The sequence below is a fragment of the Moorena producens 3L genome (assembly GCF_000211815.1).
Classification (GTDB): domain Bacteria; phylum Cyanobacteriota; class Cyanobacteriia; order Cyanobacteriales; family Coleofasciculaceae; genus Moorena; species Moorena producens.
The window spans coordinates 33,025-52,256 of record NZ_GL890944.1 but is presented as its reverse complement, the minus strand read 5'-3'; the positions used below and the strand labels follow the sequence as shown (position 1 = coordinate 52,256).

Genomic DNA, 19,232 nt, shown 5'->3' with positions numbered 1-19,232 from the left:
TAACCGCAAAGACGTAAGGGATGGCGAAGAAGACAAGTGGGAATGCTTTATGTGGTGGGAACACCAATTGGTAATTTGCAGGATATGACGTTTCGGGCAGTGGAAATTCTGCAATCGGTGGATTTGATTGCTGCGGAAGATACGCGCCATACCGGGAAGCTATTGCAGCATTTTCAAATTAAAACGCCGCAAGTGAGTTACCACGAACACAATCACGACCAGCGTTTACCCGAGTTGTTGAATCGCCTGGGTCAAGGAAATACCATTGCGTTGGTGACGGATGCTGGGATGCCAGGCATTTCTGACCCTGGCTATAAATTGGTGAAGGCTGTTATTGAGGAGGGGATATCGGTAGTGCCAATACCAGGTGCTACTGCTGGAATTACGGCATTAAGTGCTGCGGGACTACCGACAGACCGATTTGTGTTTGAAGGCTTTTTACCCACCAAGGGTCAAAGTCGAAAAAAACGTTTAGACTCTCTCAAGGGGGAACCAAGAACGTTGATTTTGTATGAAGGGCCTCACCGTGTGCTTAATACGTTGCGAGATTTGGCAAACTGTTTGGGAGAAAATCGTAGAATTGTATTAGCTAGGGAATTAACCAAACTGCATGAGGAGTTTTGGCGGGGAACTATTGGGGAGGCGATCGCTCATTTTACTCAGCTAGAACCCAAGGGAGAGTTTACCCTAGTAATTGGTGGAGCTTCCCAACAAAAGCCTATGTTATCAAAAGCTGAACTAGAAGCTCAATTGACAGAGATTATGGCTCAGGGAGTATCGCGATCCCAAGCGAGTCGTCAGTTAGCTAAGCTAACTCAACTCCCCCGACGTCAACTCTATCAGCTAGCGTTGACAATTCCTTCATCAGTTTTTCCGGTCAAGGACCAAGACTAAGCTTGATTGGTAAATCTTTCTAAATTTTTTAGTTTTTGTTGATTAACAAGTAGCAAGTAACAAGTAGCAAGTAACAATCAACAAGTAACAAGTAGCAAGTAACAAGTAGCAAGTAACAAGTAGCAAGTAGCAAGTAATGACTAATCCCTAAAGAAAGCTGCTTTCCTTGCGCTTTGAGTTAAACAACGCCATCTATCTATTCGACATCCATTCGAGTTATGATTTTCAGGATTCACTCCCACTCATCAGCCCCTAACTATAAAGCTAAATTAATACCATGGGTGACACTCGTTTTAGCAATGACTCTGATGTTTGGTTACAAAAGGATTGAAAGCTATTTAGTGCAACCAAAAGTTGCCTTAGTTTTAGGGGGATCTGAATCGCGGGAGAGATATGCTGCCAAATTTGCCATAAAGCACCCAGACCTCAACATTTGGGTATCTTCCGGCAGCCCGAAGGGATATGCTAAACGGTTATTTACCCGGGAAGGAATTGAGGTCAGTCGCCTCCACCTAGACTACAAAGCGGTGGATACGGTGACTAACTTTACCACGTTAGTGGATCAGTTAGAAGCTCAGGACATCGATAGTGTCTATTTGATTACTTCTGACTATCATATGCGCCGTGCTCGCTTGATTGGTGATATCGTGCTTGGCAGTAGAGGAATTGTTCTCAAGCCGTTACCTGTTCCTTCCGGAAAGTCTCCTGAACCCTTTGAAAAAGCTTTGCGAGATGGGGCTAGGGCGTTGCTGTGGTTGACGACAGGTCATACAGGGGCTGAATTAGGCCAAGCCTCGAAAAGGTTAATCAATTGACACTCCCCGTCCTAGAATAACGGGGATTCTTACTTGGCCGTAGGCCACGCTACGCGAACAACGAGCTGTCTTGCGTATAGCAGGTCGGAACCAAAAAAAGTAGAGGACAATTCGACCTAAGCGTGCTTGATCATGGATCTAGGTTTCGGTGTGCCCCACCGTACCTTTTTTATATATAGATAGATAGATACTTTTTTTTATCTAAATTTTTCATAGACCTTTAAGTCGTTAGACCAAATTACGCAATATGTATCACAGACATATTTTTTACGTTGCCTACTTATGGTTAGATAGTATCTATCTAGTTTTTTAGTTTATTGTTATAGACTTTTAAAATAGCACACCTAGTACAAACTGTCAAGGCCATTGTTTAAAAAAAAGCCGTCCTATAAGGACGGGGCGCGATTACCCAAATTTTTTGGTAAAGTCCGTTGAGAGTTCTTGCACCAGTACGTAGGGTTGTACAATCAGAGCCTGAAACCGCTTGTTCTGGTTGCTGTTCCAATTAGAGAGTTGCTCAAGTAAAGGCTTGTGCATTAGCTGCTCACTGATCCAATGTTGGACAGATAGCACATCATCATTTGCGATCGCTACCCCAACATCCAACAAATCCAGTCCCTCATTCACCACCAATACTGCATCTCGTTTCACATGAGGAATCAGTAAGTCCCAGGTTGTCTCATCCAGAGATTCCGCCAATTGTACTCTTAAATCCATGTTTAATTCAAGGTTTTCTTAATAGTTCTTTAAACATACAGTAAAATTGCTCCGATGCTTTGTTTGATTTAACTATTTGATCAAAGCTCTAATCACCTCAGGTTTCCACCTCAGCCTTCCTCTAACCATTGAGTTATAACGGTTCTCATAGTAATGAGCTACACAAGATTGTTTCCCTGATGAGAAATTCGATTAACATCATCAAACAGAAAATGTGGTTGAGGCTGAATCCCAAACATCGGCGTGCTGTAAAACTATTCCTTGGCTTGGCGCTGCTTGGCATCACGGTGCGTACGCTTCCCTATCTCGCTCCCATTCGTGCTAAAGATTTAGTTCAAGATGACCTAGCGGTAGAATTTCGTGATCGCAATGGTTTATCCCTAGGCACTATCCTCAGTCGAGACCAAGACCATACTGCGGTTGTCCCTCTCGATCAAATTTCCCAGCACTTTATCCATGCTATTCTCGCCGCAGAAGATGGAGAGTTTTATCACCATGGGGCATTAGAGATGCGGGCAATTATGCGATCGCTAATTGAAGCCATTGAGGCGAAACGCATTGTCAGTGGTGCTTCCACCATCACCATGCAACTGGCACGGATGCTGGAACCCAACCCCCGCACTCTACCTGCCAAATTCCAAGAAATTTGGCTATCCTGGCGATTAGCAGCAGGGATGAGTAAAGATGAAATCTTGGCAGCCTATATCAACCGACTCCCCATGGGTGGCAATATCTATGGCTTAGAAGCTGCTGCTCGGATTTATTTTGGCATGCCCGCCAGTGAACTCAATGTTGCTCAAGCCAGCCTATTAGCTGGTCTACCCAATAATCCTAATTATCTCAATCCTTATTATTACTGGGATGCTGCCAAACGGCGGCAAATCTATGTGCTCAAGCGCATGGTAGAAGATGGCTATATCACCGCTACTCAAGCAGACCAAGCCTATGAAGAAGCCATTTCCCTACTACCTCGACAGCAAGGAATAATTGCCGCGCCACACTTTTTATTCTTGGTTGCCAACCAATTACCATCAGAACATCCCTCCCAAATTCGTACTACTATCGACCGTCCCCTACAGGAATTTGTTGAAGCCCAAGTGCAGCAAGTAGTTCGCGACCTTGCCCATAAAAATGTCCATCACGCTGCTGCTATAGTCATTGAGAATCAATCCGGTGAAGTATACGCCTATGTCGGCTCTCCCGATTACTTTTCCGAAGCTGAATTAGGACGCAATGACGGAGTCCAAGCCCTACGTCAACCCGGTTCCACCCTCAAGCCTTTTTTATATCAATTAGCCCTAGAGCAACGAATTATTCGTCCTAACACCGTCTTAGCTGACATCCCCACCTATTACCCGATTCCCGGAGCTAGACTCTACAGTCCCACCGATTACAGCGAAACCTTCCTCGGACCAGTTCGCATTCGTATTGCTCTAGCCAATTCCCTTAATATCCCAGCAGTTAGGGTATTGGAAAAAGTTGGAGTATCAAACTTTCTGTTGCACTTACATCAACTAGGCTTTGAACACCTAACCCAGTCTCCAGAACATTATGGATTAGGATTAACCCTAGGTAGTGGCGAAGTCAGTCTTTGGGAACTAGCTCGCGCCTAACCTCACCCTAGCACGACTTGGAAAACCCACATCCCTTGTCACTAAGCTATCTAGCCCCTCGCCAAATAGGGATGATTTGTCGGTTTACGGAAGAGCAGGAATGGCGCGAAGCAAACAATTGTCAGATCATCCCCCAAGTACGCAAAGCCCACTATTCAACCTTAAACCAAATAACCTCCAACCTCCTAACCTTCAACCTCCTAACCTTCAACCTCCTAACCTTGGCCAAAAGGCCACGCTACGCGAACAACATTCAACCCTTTCAACCTGGGCATTAATCACAGATATACTGAGTGACCCTCAAGCTCGTGCTCAGGGGTTTGGTGTCGATTCAGTACTGAATTTACCTTTTCCCGCTGCCGTTAAAACTGGCACCTCTTCTAATTTCCGAGATACTTGGACTGTGGGATTCACGAAAAACTATACCGTTGCCACTTGGGTAGGCAATTTTAATGGTGAGCCCATGGAACAAGTGTCTGGGGTGATTGGTGCTGCTCCCCTCTGGCATCGGATTATGTTACACCTGCATCAATCTCAAGAACCTGCTCCGTTTCAAGCTCCTCCCGGTTTAGTCCAACGTCCAGTGTGTGCCCTTTCCGGTTTGCGTCCCACTCCTGCTTGTCCAACTGTTGTCCAGGAATACTTCTATCCAGACGACCTCCAGGATTACGAACGTCAATCCGATACGTTTTATCAGATGACCAGTGTTGGAGCTAATCAGCAATCGCCCCAGTACATCGTTAATTTACCTGATGAATACAACGAGTGGTTAGCAAGACAACCCCAAGGAAATCTAGCGCCAGGAAAACTGAAAATTTTGTCTCCTCGGGAGGGGGATTTGTACATGCTCTACCCTACTGAATCGGATCAAGATAGCAATAGTGCTGTTCAACGGCTAGAGTTCAAGGTGGCTGGGGTAAAGTCTGAGTCGGTCGAGTGGTGGTTGAATGGTGAAAAGCTAACTACCAACTCATCCAATTCCTTCTTTTGGCCTCTCGGTCCTGGGGATTGGACATTGGAAGTAAAAAGCGGTGACATTAGCGATCGCGTCACTTTCAAGGTGCAGTTAGCAGAAAACCCACCAACTCGCCGGGGGTTTTCTATTGCTGGTCCTTAGTGATTTGTTAATTGTAAATAGTTAATTTATAATCTACGTGCATTCATCGGTTATACCCAGGACTTTCACTGGTTCGATTTTCTATGGCAAACTTCACGAAATATATCTTGGCAGTTGCGATCGCTGTCTTACTCATCCCATTTTTAGTGCTAACGAATTATACCTATACTGGGGAACTAAAATCAAACATCAATGCTAGTGAAGTTTACAAAATCCGCTCTTTTCATAGCAAAGATGGCATTGGCAAATTCTATATGGGTCGAGAAATTGCTAAAGTAATGGGACATCAGGAAATGTTATGGCTGGAACGCCCTAGCAGGGAATCCCAAGAGCAACCTTCTGTAGTTATTGATGCTCTTAATTTAAGACCTACAGATACTGTTGCAGATATTGGAGCAGGCACTGGTTATTTTAGCTTTCGAATCGCTCCGTTGGTACCTGAAGGAAAAGTATTAGCAGTAGACATTCAGCCAGAAATGATCGACGTTATTGACTTTTTAACAGAAGACAACAATGTTAATAACGTCGAGACAATATTAGGAAGTTTGACTGACCCTAAACTTCCTGAAAATAGCATTGATTTAGCCTTAATGGTAGATGTTTACCATGAGCTTGAATATCCCCGAGAAATGATGGAATCGATTGTTAAAGCTCTTAAAACAGAGGGAAGAGTTGTGCTAGTAGAATATCGCAAGGAAAACCCACTTATTCCTATTAAGGGCTTGCATAAAATGACTCAGAAGCAAGTTAAAAAAGATATGGAATCCATTAATTTAATTTGGCAAGAAACCAATAATGATTTACCCAGCCAACATTTGATGGTGTTTCAAGTTAGTGACAAGTCATTATAGCGGTTTTAAATTCGTTGAGGTATTGACTATAAGTAAATTTTAGCCAGTAGACAGTAGGCAGTAGGTAGTAGGTAGTGGTAATACATAGCTAGTTGATTAACTATTGCGTCTTGCCTCTTGCCTTTTCTTAAGAGATTTTTTTCACAAAAAGAAAAATCCTATAGCTTATCTTGCGAGTAACAAGGTTTTTGTGTTAATGGAATGTCGGTGATAAAAATCAGACCAGAAGTTGATTCAGATCACAATAACTTACTGAAACTCTATTTACATTGAATGAAATGAATGAAATTAAATTCCGGAGGAATAAGTAGGTGCTAGAAAAGTTAAACGAGATTAAATCAACTCTAAAAGATATAGGTGAAAAAGTTGATCAGATAGCTGATAAAGTCGAGGCTGGGGTAAAGCCAAAATTTAAGTGTAATGTTGATCATAACAACATTAATGTTAAAGAGCATAACAGCTGTTATGACAAAGTAAAAGAACTTGGCTATAAGCAGTTGATTGTAGAAAATGATGGTTGTATTGGAGCCCCCAATCTATATCGGTATAAAGTTCTTGATAACGACGAAAATAAAGTCGCTGAATTTTATACATTAAAAGGAGTCAAGGACTATTTAGAGAAACAACCTAAAAAGGCTTAAGCATCGGATAATCTTGATTTTAAATTGGTGATAATTTATCGTTTCAGGAGTTTTGCATCTACAGTTTCATCAAGAGTTTAATCAAGAAATACTGACATTTTTGATTCAGGGGTTTTGCATCTACAGTTTCATCAAGAGTTTAATCAAGAAATACGGACATTTTTAATTCACTGGACTTTAGAGTAAATTTTGGGTTTTAACGAAACTTGATAAAAAGTAATTAGGAATAGAAACCAATGCCTCAAGCACCAAAGAGTGTTTGAGATAGTCTTGAGCGATTTAATTATTTGTCTTTTTTGCCGAGTTTGGATTAGGGCTGCGTTATCGAAACTTTTCAACTCGTCTTGTGTACACAAAATTCCATCATAGCACTGCCTGAGCACAAGTGGTTTAAAAATTGTTGTAATAACTATTTATCAAGGGTTTCAGTTGAGTAAGTCAATGTGACTACTCAAGGGAAGCCAAGGGGTGCATCTCATTTTTGCTGTTTGACACGGTGGTGCGTTACGGGGCGGGCTATCCAAACCCTGACTACGAGGCGAAAAATGAAGGCTCCCCTAACACACCCTGTCTTGATGCAGTCGCTCATGGGGGAAACCCCCAAGACCGCGCTGCATCGCTACGCAAAATTTTCAAATATGAGATGCAGGGAAGCCAAGTTTCTGGTGAACGAGAATTAGTCTAAACTCCAGTGATAAAGATCAGAGCAAAAGTTGATTTATATCACAAACACTTACTGAAACTCTATTTACATTGAATGAATGAAATTCAATTCCGGAGGAATAAGTACATGCAAGAAGACTTAAACGATATTAAATCAAGGGTAAAATCTCTAGAGGAAAAAATTGCTCAGAAAGCTGATAAAGTAGAGGCTGAGGTCAAGCCAAAATTTAAGTGTAATGTTGATTATAACAAAATTGATGTTGAAGAGCATAACAGCTGTTATGATAAACTCAAAGAACTTGGCTATGATTTAGTTATGGAAAATGATGGTTGTATTGGCCCCCCAGGTCTATATCGGTATAAAGTTCTTGATAACGACGGAAAAAAAGTCAAGGATTTTTATAAATTAGAAGGAATCAAGGAGTTTATAAAAAAAGAAGAAAAACGCTTAAGTATCTCATAATATTGATTTTAAATTGGTCATAATTTGTCTTTTCAGGAGTTTTGCATCTACAGTTTCATCAATATTTGAATCAATAAATATGGACATTTTTAATTCAGGAGTTTTGCATCTACAGTTGTATCATAGAACATAACCCTTACCTTAAATCATTAGGTCCTAGTCCAAAGTCATCACTTAATTCAACCCACATCATTTCTAATTATGAAATAATTTCAACCATAAAGATTGCTGACCCTAGACACACTACGCACTAGCTTTTGCTGATCCTGTTTTTGTTTCTCATCACCACTATCATTAATAATTACTAGGATAGTAGAAATCTGATTAACATCAGAAGCATCAGGACAAGAGATAATACATAGATTTACACTGTGTTCTGCTTGAGTATTATGGGATACTAAGGTTTGAGCTGAATAATCTTGCCGACGTTCTTCTTCAGTCTTGGCAGCTAATGCTACATCGAACCATTGGGAAAAATTGCCCTCTTTAATGTGGAGCAAGTCCCGTAAAGACTTCTCCTCAATATCTTTCAAACCAATGAAATCCTTAGCGTGATCATTGGCAAGAATAATCTGACCAGTTTTATTGGTAAAAATTACACCACTGGATACATTAAAGACCAAATCTCGCTGCTCTAGCTGTTGTTGCTTGACTTTACTAAATAGCTTGGCATTTTGGAGCGCTACACCCGCTTGAATATTAAATGCTTCCATCAAGTCTTGATCCCTGCGATCAAAACTTGCCTTCCAGCAATCGGGAGGGTTTGGCCAATCGGCGGGATTGTATGGGGGAAAATTGCCCTGTTTCTTTTTATTGACTAATTGGGTAACAGCAATTAATTGATTATCAACATTAAACACAGGCATCCCTAACAAACTACAGGTGCGATAACCGGTTTGACTATCAGTTTGTTTGGCAGTTTCTGAATTGGGATGGTCATAGAGATCAAACGGAATTATCAGTGGCTGTTTAGTGGTAACAACTTGACCAGCAAAGCCAGCTCCTTTGGGAATCCGAATTTCTTTTAATGTGCCATCAGCAACCGTAATTTTTGTCCATAATTCATCCTGTTCCTCATCTAACATCCAGACTGTGCTGCGATCAGCAGACATTAGCTCTTGAGCCTGATTCATTACTTTATTCAAAGTTTCTTCTAGATCCAAGCTACTTTTACCCAGAGATTGTGTCGCATTTATCAATGCTGAAGCTATTCGTTGTTTCTGAGCTGCTTTATAAAATAACCGAGAGGATTTAAGAATCATTTGAATCGAGCGGGCGAATTGCGCAAAAAGTTTTTCATCCTCTGGTGTAAAGCCTTTTAAATCAATTTTATCAGCTAAGGGCGCGTCTAAAACTGGCGGTTGTTTTAACTTATTTAGTAATTGGACAACAGCCACTAAATCTCCTTTATCATCTAGTAAGGGTAAAGCCAGCATGGTATAAGTACGGTATCCAGTTTTGGTATCCCATTCCTTAGCAGTATTAGAACGGGTATCGTTATATAAATCGTAAGGAATATTGACAGTTTTCTTAGTTTGAGCAACATAACCAGCAATCCCTTTATCCGCAGGCATCCGAATCTCTTCTGAGTCTCCTCCTTCACCCTTTGCCACAATTGACCAGAGTTCATTTTTGGCTTCATCTAATAAAAAAATAGTCGTGCGATCTGCCTGTAGTATCTCGCCAGTTTTGAAGGTGATAGACCGTAACATTTCATTGAAAATGGAATCAAACCCTTCTCGGTCTAGCAGAGTATCCATCATGGATAAGGTTTGATTAAAAACTCCTAAGTCCAATTCAAGGTTGGAAACAATATATTTGAAACTTTCTGGGGTCAGGTGTTCAAGAGACTCATAGATAGTTTCCTTAGTGGTAGCCGCTAGGGCTGGATTAAGTTTCCCTTGTCGTCTGGCTTCTGAATACCGTTGAATTTCTTCTAACGCCTTTTTAAATTCTCGCTTTTCCCATTCTTGGCTAGTGGTCAAAAACTGATAATCTTGATGGCTTAAGCTTTTACCCAGGGCCCATCTTAATGCATCCTGTAACTGTTGTCCTCGCAGAAGACAGGATGTATCCTGACAATCGGAGTCTAACCAAGCAGCAATTTCATTACTATACGGTCGCAAATTTGCTAATTCTTTATCTACCCAATTTTGGTTAAAAACAGCTTGATAAATACGGTTATAAATCCTTAATTTTCCTTGCTGCTCAACCACTAATCCCGATAGCCGCAATTCTATTTGTTCATAACTGTCATCAGAAGCAATTTCTCCCCGTTGCAGAATTTGCTGATACAATCCCAGTAATCGCCCAGCCCGTTGCTCATTCTTAATAAGACGATCGCGAATAGTTTTAAGATGCTCCGGATTATCATGGGATTTCCAATCATCAATCACTTGCGATCGCACTAATTGGTCAACCCACTCTGCCTCACCACCTGTTGGGATAGTAGATACAGAATCCAACAAGAGTTTACAAAGCTTTTGGGTCAGAAAAGGTTGACCTCCACTCCAGTACAAGACCTGTTTCAGGACATCTTGGGGATTACTAATTTTTCCTTGTAATCCTTGCGCTAATCCCTGTGCTTCGTGCAACTGAAAGCCATATAGCTGAATCGCCTGACCAATATTAAAGGGTGTGCGTTTTTTATCTTGAATTAAATCTGATGGTGTTGCTACTCCAAGTAGCGCAAACGTAAGGCGTTGGTAGTCTGACTTATCCACACGTTGGTTATAGCAGGCACGAATAAAAGCGAAAAAATCATCAGTGGGGAAATCGAGGCTAAGAACGCTATCAATTTCATCAATAAAAATTACAATATTTTGAGTAACTTGCTGGAGCAAAACCTCTTCAAGAAATTCTCTCAATCGCCGCACCGCAAATATCATTTCTCGCTCACGCCACCAAGTGCGTAAATTAATATCTAGGTCGAAGTCTCTAGCCAGAGAGCGGACAATATTGGCATACCATTGATCGAGAGTGACATGCTGAGTACCATCCATGGATAAATCAATTACTGCACAGGCAACCCCATCTGCTTCAAGCCGACGCATTACTTGCACTCGTAAGCTAGATTTTCCAGTCTGTCTTGAGTTCAATACATAACAAAACTGTCCAGCCTTCAATCCTTCATATAAATCATTATCTGCTTGTCGCTTCACATAGGTAAGAGCATCGGCTGGTAAAGTCCCTGAGTATATATATTCGTAGGTCATTTTAGTTGTTAACTTTTGTTCGCGTAGCGTGGCCTATTGGCCAAGGTTGACAGTTGTTCGCCTTTGGCGTTCGGTTTAGGGTAGGTTGACAGTTGAATGTTGACAGTTGTTCGCGTAGCGTGGCCTATTGGCCAAGGTTGTTCGCGTAGCGTGGCCAATAGGCCAAGGTTGTTCGCGTAGCGTGGCCAATAGGCCAAGGTTGTTCGCCTTTGGCGTTCGGTTTAGGGTAGGTTTAAGGTTTAAGGTTTAAGGTTTAAAATTTAAGGTTGTTCGCGTAGCGTGGCCTATTGGCCAAGGTTGTTGGCCTTAGGCGTTCCCTTCGGTTAGGTTGTTCGCCCTAGGCATTCGGTATAGGGTAGGTTTAAGGTTTAAGGTTATATGAAGTATGGATTCTGAACTGACCCACTCAGCACTCAGGCTCAAGCCGCTGGCAAAGGCGATCGCAAAAATACTTGTGATATAAATCACAGCGAGGCATGACGCTATTCCCTTGCAACTTTACTAACCCCATGCTATATAACTTAAAGGCTTGCTCCGATGGGATAGTTACCCAGCTGTGTGCTTGAACCACTTTCTCCAACGCAGTTTCCAATTCTGGAGACTGTTTGAGATTTCCTAGGTGGCGTCGCAGATGGTCACTGAATGGTCCGGCTTCTGTGGGTGCCACCTCTAACAGTTGCGCTAGGGTAATCTGATCATATTTAATATAAGCTAAACCTTTGCGCAACAGATAAGGATGTCCTCCCACCATCGCCATCAGTTCCTCCACTTCTCTGGGATTCCCATCCAGTCCATAACGTCTGACTAACTCCTGTACTTGCTCTGTGCTAAACTCTGGCAACTCAATTTCCAATCCGACATTAGCCAGTGGTGAGTGATTGATATCCAAGGAGCTATAAATTTCTGTAGAATGTACTATCACCAACCGGAGTTTTTTCCAGATAGCGCTACTGCGATCGCCCCGCCTAGCGATGTCATACCAACCACGGAGAAGGCGACAAAAATCATCAGCAATAAAGGGGTGTTCAAACACCAGATCAACTTTATCTATAACGAGTACTATCTGGCTTTCAATTTCTGCCAATAAATACTCCTGAAAGTAATCTGTGGTGTTACTATTACATCCAAAAATATCATCCCAATACTCATCCAACTTATTTGACAGCCCTAGAGTCTGACCAACTCTGGCACAGAACCACCGTGAGAATTTGCCGAGGTCCCTATAGACGGTACTATCGGCTAACTCAAAGCTTAAGGTCACAGCTTGATAACCTTGCTGCCTGAGCTCAGCCAGAACTCGTTCAATCAGGGAGGTTTTACCCATCTGCTGGGGTGCTTTGATCCGAATTAGAGCACCAGGCTTGACAATTGCCTCTAACAACTGATCTTCATAAGGAATGCGCTTGACATAAAAGTCAGCATAGAGAGGAACTGGCTTTTGTTGCCCTTCTGACTCTGGCATCGGTGGGACGATGAAAGATTTATATTTACTTAATAACTCTGGATTGACTAACTTAGGCTGATATTCACTAAATAAGTCAATTAACTGATTTCGGAGTGAGTAGTGTTCACCTGGTGCATTCCTCAGCTCAAATTTCTCGCACAGCTGCTGCACATGTTTTCTGACAGTAGCTTCTGTGATGTGTAGGGACTTAGCGATCGCTTGATCGCTTTGGCCCGCTAACATTTTCTTCAAGACCTCTCGTTTACGAGGTGTTAGCTGATCAAATGCTACAGTCAAATCTAGTTGATTCAATTTTTCTAAGAACATCTCAGTCTTGCCGATAGAGATTTTGAATAATCGGTTTTTTCCCCTAGACATAGCGTTTAGGTGGTTATCAAGATGCACCAAAAAAAGATAGTATTTCTGCTAATTTTAAACCCATCCTAACTAGCTTATCGAAAAGCTGAGCTAGCCATGAGTTTGTGAAGATTTTCACACAAATTATGGATTAGACGTGGCTTGTGAGCCTTTTTCCACAAATTACCCTGATGTCTTAAACACAGGCTATAGTTTGATTAATGGCAATCAAACCTATACGAGGTTATAGATGTCTCAGTAATCTCTTGCCTTTTCCCTCAAGCTAAAACCCTGCGTCTGATGGCACTGAGTACTGGTCATATCATATCACTCCCTGTTGCACTTGTATTGCCCAAAATTGGGAGCTTGATGGGTTGTGTTGATAAAGCGATCAGCTTTTAGCTATCAGCTATCAGCTTGGTAGATACCTGATCCGAAGTGGGTGAAAACTTGACAAACATAAGGTTAATACCTCGCCCCTTGTGCCGGACCTAACAAAGCTAAGTGCCTCAGGGCGAATGGTGAGAACTTTGATCTAGCGTTTATCTAGATATAGGGATTGAAAGCTGCCAAACAAAACGTCGTTAGTAGTTAGTCAGACCAATGGCATTGCTGAATCTTCGAATTAATATGAGTGGGGTGGGCATCCTGCCTGGGAAATGAAACGGGCAAGATGCCCGTTCCACGCCTGATGCTCATTCCAAAAAATTCTTAAAATCATTGCATAATTAAGCAATGCCAGACCAATTAACTAACCCCTAACCCCTAACCCCTAACCTGAAATCCCCCGGATGTGACCGTGGGGATGAGCTTAAATCTAAATCAGGAGTTGCTGATATGCCTACCATGATGTTTAATCCTACCGAGATAATCATTGATACCTGTGTTAAAAATCTAGAGACAGGTTTCCACAGCACTTACGGCAACCTTAAATCAGACTACTGTGAGCTGATTACTTGGGCTACCCACATGGCTCTGGAAAATATTGCTAATAGTGACGCTCTCTATCACAACATTGAACACACCTTCCTAGTCACCCTAGTTGGACAGGAAATCTTGTGGGGTAAGCACATCTGCGAAGGGAGCGTCTCCTGTGAAGACTGGTTGCACGTGATTATCTCTTTGTTGTGCCATGACATTGGCTATATCAAAGGCATCTGTCGTCAAGACCAACCAGACCAAGGATTGTATGCCACAGGAATAGACAATTTCATGATTACTCTCCCTACAGGTGCAACTGATGCCAGCCTTACTCCCTACCATGTAGACCGGGGTAAGCAGTTTATTGATGAACACTTTGGTAATCACCTGCTGATTGATACTGAGCAGATTAAGCACAATATTGAATTAACCCGTTTCCCAGTACCTGCTGATCAGGATCATCAAGACACGGTTAACTATCCTGGTTTAGTCAGAGCAGCAGATTTGATTGGTCAGCTGGCTGATCCCCGCTACTTACAAAAAATTAGTGCCTTGTTCTACGAGTTTGAAGAAATCGGGAAAAATCAGATTTTAGGCTATCGTAATCCCGGTGATTTACGCCGGAACTACCCAAACTTTTACTGGAATGTTGTCTATCCTTATATCAAACCCGCATTGCCCTACCTAGAGCGAAGCCTTTCTGGTAAACAAATCCTGGCTAATCTCGATGCCAATGTCTTTCGAGCAGAACACCAATCCCAGCCTAAAGCACTCTTCAGCCATCCCTGTCGCTATAGTCAAACGACAGCACAACTATGTACAGCATGATTAGGCATGGATCTAAAAGGGTTAGTAAACAGCTAGAGAAAATGTTGCAGAGTCTACCAAAAACTCTTATTATTTGTTAGAATTAAATTAGGGTAACACCGACAGGGATTATTATGTAACTTAAATTAAAGCCGAAAACCAAGGGTTTAATAGTTGCGCTGTAATCCCGGTGGAACGAACTTTTTTGACATTTTTATGGCGCTCGCGGGATATTCCTGAGGGCTTTGGGAGATACCCCCTGGATGCGAGAGCATCTTGCATTGGCGAGCTAGAGTTTACCTTTGGTAGATTCTGGTAGCTAAAAAGTATCGGACATCATCAAGGCAAATCATCAAATGGCGATTTTGTTCAAAGTTATTTGTGCAAAGTTAATTGAAAATTGATCATTGACCATTGACCATTAACCATTGACAATTAACAATTAACAATTAACAAATGACCAATGAAAGCCATTTTAATGACCGCTGCTGGTACACCTGAAGTGCTGCAACTTCAGGATGTACCAGACCCCACAATTAAAAACGACACAGAAATCCTGGTGCGTCTTCACGCTGCTGGTGTTAATCCCATTGACACCAAACTGCGGCGTAGAGGTACCTTTTACCGTGACCAAATGCCAGCTATCCTAGGCTGCGATGGTGCTGGTGTGGTAGAAGCTGTTGGTGCTGGTGTCGATAAATTCCAGGTCGGTGATGAGGTATATTTCTGTGCTGGGGGATTAGGATTATCTGGTACGGGTAACTATGCCGAACTAGCTGTTGTTGATCAGTCCTTAGTTGCCCACAAGCCTAAATCCCTCTCCTTCCCTGAAGCCGCTGCTGCTCCTCTAGTACTGATCACTGCCTGGGAATCATTGTATGACCGAGGACGGTTGCAAGCAGGACAAAAGGTGCTGATTCAGGCAGGTGCTGGTGGTGTTGGTCACGTTGCTATTCAGCTAGCTAAGCTCAAAGGTGCTGAGGTTTGTACTACTGTCGGTTCTCAAGAAAAAGCTAGATTAGTGCGTCAGTTAGGTGCTGACTATCCTATCCTTTACAAACAAACTAGCTTTTTGACACTCCCCGTCCTTTAAGGACGGGGATTCTTACTTCAACGAGCTGTCTTGCTTGATCAGGTCGGAACCAGAAAAAGTAGAGGGCAATTCGACCTAAGCGTTTAAATCAAAGATTTAGGTTTCGGTGTGCCCCACCGTACCTTTTTTTATATAGATAGATACTTTTTTTATCTAATTTTTTTTCATAGACGTTGTCTTGATGCAGTCGCTCATGGGGGAAACCCCCAAGACCGCGCTGCATCGCTTAAGTCGTTAGACCAAATTACGCAATATGTATCTGATACATATTTTTTACGTTGTCTACTTATCATTAGATAGTATTTATCTATTTTTTTTTGTTTATAATTTTATAATAACAAGCAGTGATAAAACTGTCAAGTTTTAACTTAAAAAGAAAGCCGTCCTATAAGGACGGGGCTTTAAACCCAAAATTTTTGGTAAAACCTTTTATGACACCTGTGAAGCAGTGCGGGTATATGGCGATATTGTGACTATCCTCCAACCAGACCCAGCCGAAGGTAATTTGAAGACAGCGCGATCGCATAATTTGCGCATCAGTCTAGAACTCATGCTCACCCCAGCCTTGAAAGGGCTCACTACAGCTCAACAGCACCAAACCGAGATTCTCCAGCAGTGTGCTAATTGGATTGATCAAGGTAAACTGAAAATTCACCTCAGCCAACGGTTTCCCCTCAAAGAAGCTGCTGCTGCTCACAACGCTATCGAAGCCGGTTCTATGACAGGTAAGGTAGCACTAATTATCCATTGAACCTCCCCACCCGCCTCAGGGATGGGGATTCCCAGGCACAGCAACTAAGTCACTGTTAACTCCATGGGCGTAACTTTCCCCCGCACCGGAGGTAGCTGAGTTTGAAGTTACCGTAAGAACAAGGCAGCCTTTATAGTTAAAGGGTTATGGGTAAAAGGTTCTAGGTTGTTGTAATAAGGCTGCCTTGTTCTAAGGCGCGCGTCTTGTGGGGTCAATTCCCAGTTTTTTGAGACCCCGAATTTTTATATTTACTGCACCATTTACATCTGCGTCGTTGTAATGACCACAGTTAGTGCAAAGGAATTTTTCTTTTTTTCTGTTCTCTTTACTCGTGTGGTGACATTTTGGACACCTTTGAGACGTATGCTTGGGATTTATTTTGATTACTGGAATACCTGACTTTGCAGCCACGGCCTCAATCTTATTGACCAATTCTCCCCAAGCTGCATTAGATATTGAACGATTTAAGCCTCTTTTTGCGGATTGTCCATTGCGTTCGCGTAGCGTCGGCTTTGCCGAATCGTACCCACCATTTTCATTGGGTTTAGGCTTGCAACGAGACTTCATCGCTCTGATGTTTAAATCTTCAAAGATTAGAGCGTCTGCACCATCTACTAACTTATTGGCAGTCTCCCAATGGTAGGCATTACGATTATTAGTAATGCGTTCATGGAGAGATGCCACCTTGGAGTAGGACCTGCTTCTATTCTTAGACCCTTTCTTTTTCTGCTGGCAGCTCTTTGTCTTAGCTTCAGACGCCTTTCTCTACGCTTAAAAGACTTTGTCCGTGCCGGGTTAGCTATCATTTTCCCAGTGGAAATGCTGATTAGCTTTTTAATCCCCAAGTCACAACCTTTAACTCGCTCAGGATTAATCTCATCCCTGGCTTTTAATGGAGGGACTGGAATTGAATTGTCTTCAATCTGAAGACTTACGAACCATCCACGAGCTTTACGCCGAACAGTGACAGATTTAACATTAAACCCTTCGGGAATTGGACGATAATTAAAGAAACCCATCCATCCGATACCTGGCAAGTAAATCCGATTCCCATCTACCTTGACCTGCCCAGGGGAATATTTAAAACTTCTGAATCTAGATATTCTCTTAGGCTTAGGATATCCAGATTCGCCTTTGAAGAACTTAGAAAAAGCCACATCCAACTGTCTTAGCGCCTGTTGCAAAACAGTTGAGTTAATAGTCTTGTACCAAGGTCTCTCCTTTTTAAGGATTGGCAAATTTGAACTTTGAGCTTCGTAAGCAGTTCTTCTAGGGTTCTTTTTATTACTCTTCCATGGGTAACCAACAGAGTGAGATTTGCTAACCGAACAGGTCAACGGGCACACTTCACTCTTACTTTTTAGATCACAGTAATTGCCTAACCTAGGAGCTTTAGCTTGATCAAAAGATTCAATTCTATCTCTAAGTAAGTAATTATACTGCGATCGCAACATATCCAACCACCTATTCATTGTGGCTTTTTGTTGTCGGCTTGGCTTGAGTTTGTACCTGTACCCGAACTGCATTGTTTCGACCTATTTATCCATGCTATATTAATTATAGCTTTTAGGAATGCTGATGTCTTGAACATGGGAAAAAGAACTGGACGCCCTCCAATACACGGAGAAGCGAAAAAATCACATACCGTTAGAACTACAGATGCTGCCTGGGACGGCCTAAAAGAGATGGCAGACAGGGCAGGTCTAACACTATCTGAGTATTTGGAAGCTTTGGGGAAGACTGGCTTACTCCCTTAAATACTTGAGGGGAAATTCATCCCTGGAGACGAAACCTAAGGAGAGTGGAGCCTTTATGGTTAGTCAGCTATGCATAAAAGAGGTGCGACCCGTGGCGAATTTAATTCGCCACGGGTCGCACCTTTAGATGCGGACGAAAGGACTTGAACCTTCACGTCTTGCGACACTAGAACCTAAATCTAGCGCGTCTACCAATTCCGCCACGTCCGCTTACCTTGCGATTTATATCATAGCATAAATTATAGCCTTTATAGCAACTGCTGGGGAAAATTTTCCCAAATCCCGGTTAAAAACCCCCTTTATCATCTACACCTCAACTTTCACCCCGCCCCGGAAGGCAACATACCCTTCAATTGGTTTCGCCTTCTCCTTGGTACTGGGGTAATACCAGGCTGCATCCTTATTTTCTTTACCATTCACAACTATGGTATAATAGTTAGCTTGACCTTTCCAAGAACAGGTTGTGTGGGTACTACTTTCCTTGAAATACTGCTTGTTGATGGAGTCGCGGGGAAAGTATTGATTGCCTTCCACCACCACACATTCGTCGCTCTCGGCTAGTAACGCTCCGTTCCAGATTGCTTTTGGCATGGTTTACTTACTTGTGGTTGACCTACTTAATTGAATACTATTTCTAAGTTGACTAGGTCAACAGCATTGAAGTGCAAATGGTGTTTCTTGACCGTTGACCCTAAACTGTGACCTTCAAAAGCATTGAGAACTGCTATAGTAAGCATTCAGCCGTGAGCCATTCGCGTAGCGTGGCCATAGGTCAAGGCTCACGCTACTTGAGGTGCTGTCAGCCGTCAGCTTATTTTATTCAAAAGCTGTTCGCACCTTAAGTAGCGTCGTCAAAGCCCAAAGCTTACCTCTTTTATTCAAAAGCACCTCAAGTAGGGTGCGCATCAGCTGATCGCTGATCGCTGATCGCTGATCGCTGATCGCTGATCGCTGAACACTGACCTGCCATAGATGATAATCGCAATTGAAGGCTAGAATCCAGTCAGGAATAGTTGCCAATCCACCTCAGCCAAATCCATAGTTTGGTTAATTGCTCGCATCCTATTCCGAGGAGCCCACTAGTAAACTATTATAACTGGAGACCGCAAGTCA

14 protein-coding genes, 1 tRNA gene and 4 pseudogenes are annotated in these 19,232 nt (G+C 42.5%); 11 read left to right on the top strand and 8 right to left on the bottom strand.

Features of this window, described 5'->3' with window-relative positions; genetic code table 11:
* Positions 1-42 precede the first annotated feature (42 nt).
* Complete coding sequence (gene rsmI / locus LYNGBM3L_RS21570) at positions 43-894, top strand: 16S rRNA (cytidine(1402)-2'-O)-methyltransferase (protein ID WP_008187868.1); 852 nt, start codon at positions 43-45, stop codon at positions 892-894.
* A 218-nt stretch (positions 895-1,112) separates the two neighbouring features.
* Positions 1,113-1,709 carry a YdcF family protein gene (locus tag LYNGBM3L_RS21565; protein ID WP_008187866.1) on the top strand — a complete coding sequence of 199 codons (597 nt, stop codon included), beginning with the start codon at positions 1,113-1,115 and terminating at the stop codon, positions 1,707-1,709.
* Between the two features lie 405 nt (positions 1,710-2,114).
* On the opposite strand, the gene LYNGBM3L_RS21560 is transcribed toward LYNGBM3L_RS21565, so the two are convergent.
* On the bottom strand, positions 2,115-2,426 hold the full coding sequence (locus LYNGBM3L_RS21560; protein ID WP_008187864.1) for a DUF2288 domain-containing protein: 312 nt from the start codon (positions 2,424-2,426) through the stop codon (positions 2,115-2,117).
* Positions 2,427-2,638: 212 nt separating this feature from the next.
* Between LYNGBM3L_RS21560 and LYNGBM3L_RS50500 the strand changes: the two are divergent.
* From LYNGBM3L_RS50500 to LYNGBM3L_RS21535, 5 genes and pseudogenes are all read left to right on the top strand, one after another.
* Positions 2,639-5,156: pseudogene (locus LYNGBM3L_RS50500) on the top strand (penicillin-binding protein 1C).
* Between the two features lie 83 nt (positions 5,157-5,239).
* Entirely contained in the window at positions 5,240-6,007 is a 768-nt protein-coding gene (locus tag LYNGBM3L_RS21550) for a class I SAM-dependent methyltransferase (RefSeq protein WP_008187856.1), read from the top strand.
* 311 nt (positions 6,008-6,318) lie between these two features.
* Positions 6,319-6,648 (top strand): hypothetical protein, encoded by a 330-nt coding sequence (locus tag LYNGBM3L_RS21545; RefSeq protein WP_008187854.1) that lies wholly within the window; start codon positions 6,319-6,321, stop codon positions 6,646-6,648.
* Positions 6,649-7,144: 496 nt separating this feature from the next.
* Positions 7,145-7,333: a hypothetical protein gene (locus LYNGBM3L_RS21540; RefSeq protein ID WP_008187852.1), complete on the top strand. Its 189-nt coding sequence runs from the start codon at positions 7,145-7,147 to the stop codon at positions 7,331-7,333.
* Between the two features lie 105 nt (positions 7,334-7,438).
* The gene (locus LYNGBM3L_RS21535) at positions 7,439-7,774 is read left to right on the top strand and encodes a hypothetical protein (RefSeq protein ID WP_008187850.1); all 336 of its coding nucleotides are present in this window, start codon (positions 7,439-7,441) and stop codon (positions 7,772-7,774) included.
* A gap of 212 nt (positions 7,775-7,986) precedes the next feature.
* On the opposite strand, the gene LYNGBM3L_RS47725 is transcribed toward LYNGBM3L_RS21535, so the two are convergent.
* From LYNGBM3L_RS47725 to LYNGBM3L_RS21525, 3 genes are all read right to left on the bottom strand, one after another.
* Complete coding sequence (locus LYNGBM3L_RS47725; RefSeq protein WP_008187848.1) at positions 7,987-10,989, bottom strand: AAA-like domain-containing protein; 3,003 nt, start codon at positions 10,987-10,989, stop codon at positions 7,987-7,989.
* Positions 10,990-10,997: 8 nt separating this feature from the next.
* Complete coding sequence (locus tag LYNGBM3L_RS41410; protein ID WP_131827224.1) at positions 10,998-11,186, bottom strand: hypothetical protein; 189 nt, start codon at positions 11,184-11,186, stop codon at positions 10,998-11,000.
* Between the two features lie 209 nt (positions 11,187-11,395).
* Positions 11,396-12,811, bottom strand: coding sequence for an AAA-like domain-containing protein (locus LYNGBM3L_RS21525; RefSeq protein ID WP_008187846.1), 1,416 nt, complete (start codon positions 12,809-12,811; stop codon positions 11,396-11,398).
* 828 nt (positions 12,812-13,639) lie between these two features.
* Here LYNGBM3L_RS21525 and LYNGBM3L_RS21520 point away from each other — a divergent pair.
* The 3 genes and pseudogenes from LYNGBM3L_RS21520 to LYNGBM3L_RS21510 all read left to right on the top strand — a co-directional run.
* A complete protein-coding gene (locus LYNGBM3L_RS21520) occupies positions 13,640-14,539 on the top strand; it encodes an Npun_R2479 family HD domain-containing metalloprotein (protein WP_044494259.1) in 900 nt (299 codons plus the stop codon).
* 442 nt (positions 14,540-14,981) lie between these two features.
* A pseudogene (locus LYNGBM3L_RS21515) lies at positions 14,982-15,593 on the top strand (alcohol dehydrogenase catalytic domain-containing protein); the annotation flags it as partial.
* Between the two features lie 436 nt (positions 15,594-16,029).
* Positions 16,030-16,362, top strand: a pseudogene (locus LYNGBM3L_RS21510) (zinc-binding dehydrogenase); the annotation flags it as partial.
* Between the two features lie 189 nt (positions 16,363-16,551).
* Here the strand turns inward: LYNGBM3L_RS21510 and LYNGBM3L_RS47720 are convergent.
* Positions 16,552-17,834, bottom strand: a pseudogene (locus tag LYNGBM3L_RS47720) (RNA-guided endonuclease InsQ/TnpB family protein).
* Positions 17,835-17,951: 117 nt separating this feature from the next.
* Here LYNGBM3L_RS47720 and LYNGBM3L_RS46015 point away from each other — a divergent pair.
* Complete coding sequence (locus tag LYNGBM3L_RS46015) at positions 17,952-18,119, top strand: hypothetical protein (protein WP_165691862.1); 168 nt, start codon at positions 17,952-17,954, stop codon at positions 18,117-18,119.
* Between the two features lie 128 nt (positions 18,120-18,247).
* On the opposite strand, the gene LYNGBM3L_RS21500 is transcribed toward LYNGBM3L_RS46015, so the two are convergent.
* From LYNGBM3L_RS21500 to LYNGBM3L_RS21490, 3 genes are all read right to left on the bottom strand, one after another.
* Positions 18,248-18,329: transfer RNA gene (locus tag LYNGBM3L_RS21500), tRNA-Leu, on the bottom strand.
* Between the two features lie 96 nt (positions 18,330-18,425).
* A complete protein-coding gene (locus tag LYNGBM3L_RS21495; protein ID WP_008187832.1) occupies positions 18,426-18,710 on the bottom strand; it encodes a DUF427 domain-containing protein in 285 nt (94 codons plus the stop codon).
* Between the two features lie 225 nt (positions 18,711-18,935).
* Positions 18,936-19,139, bottom strand: a complete 204-nt coding sequence (locus tag LYNGBM3L_RS21490; RefSeq protein WP_008187828.1) for a hypothetical protein — start codon at positions 19,137-19,139, stop codon at positions 18,936-18,938.
* Between the last annotated feature and the right edge of the window lie 93 nt (positions 19,140-19,232).

Bases quoted from the DNA above. Each gene is read 5' to 3' on its own strand.
- rsmI (WP_008187868.1), top strand. From the start codon at position 43: ATGCTTTATGTGGTGGGAACACCAATTGGTAATTTGCAGGATATGACG.
- LYNGBM3L_RS21565 (WP_008187866.1), top strand. From the start codon at position 1,113: ATGATTTTCAGGATTCACTCCCACTCATCAGCCCCTAACTATAAAGCT.
- LYNGBM3L_RS21560 (WP_008187864.1), bottom strand. From the start codon at position 2,426: ATGGATTTAAGAGTACAATTGGCGGAATCTCTGGATGAGACAACCTGG.
- LYNGBM3L_RS21550 (WP_008187856.1), top strand. From the start codon at position 5,240: ATGGCAAACTTCACGAAATATATCTTGGCAGTTGCGATCGCTGTCTTA.
- LYNGBM3L_RS21535 (WP_008187850.1), top strand. From the start codon at position 7,439: ATGCAAGAAGACTTAAACGATATTAAATCAAGGGTAAAATCTCTAGAG.
- LYNGBM3L_RS47725 (WP_008187848.1), bottom strand. From the start codon at position 10,989: ATGACCTACGAATATATATACTCAGGGACTTTACCAGCCGATGCTCTT.
- LYNGBM3L_RS21525 (WP_008187846.1), bottom strand. From the start codon at position 12,811: ATGTCTAGGGGAAAAAACCGATTATTCAAAATCTCTATCGGCAAGACT.
- LYNGBM3L_RS21520 (WP_044494259.1), top strand. From the start codon at position 13,640: ATGTTTAATCCTACCGAGATAATCATTGATACCTGTGTTAAAAATCTA.
- LYNGBM3L_RS46015 (WP_165691862.1), top strand. From the start codon at position 17,952: ATGGGAAAAAGAACTGGACGCCCTCCAATACACGGAGAAGCGAAAAAA.
- LYNGBM3L_RS21495 (WP_008187832.1), bottom strand. From the start codon at position 18,710: ATGCCAAAAGCAATCTGGAACGGAGCGTTACTAGCCGAGAGCGACGAA.